This window comes from Citrobacter sp. VF227 (assembly GCF_052950715.1).
The window spans coordinates 1-239 of record NZ_JBRFVF010000774.1 but is presented as its reverse complement, the minus strand read 5'-3'; the positions used below and the strand labels follow the sequence as shown (position 1 = coordinate 239).

1 protein-coding gene is annotated in these 239 nt (G+C 49.0%); it reads left to right on the top strand.

Translation table 11 applies throughout. The annotated features are described in order from the left end of the window. A partial coding sequence (locus tag ACU8YC_RS28915; protein WP_446896500.1) for a formylglycine-generating enzyme family protein occupies positions 1-239 on the top strand: 239 nt, incomplete at both ends.

Sequence of the window (239 nt, the reverse complement as noted above, 5' to 3'; positions counted from 1 at the left end):
AAATATAAGGTCACGCATAAAGATTATAATGAGTATATAAAAATCACTCATGGCAAAAAGCTTACCTATGTATTTGGTGAGAAGTTACTGGCGGATGACGTTCCCGTCAGTGTCCCCTGGCAGATGGCCAAAGACTACTGCCTGTGGCTGGGTAAAATGTCGGGTAAACGGGTGGATTTACCCACCGAGGCGCAGTGGGAATACGCGGCCCGCTCCCGGGGACAGTATTTGCCCTATGC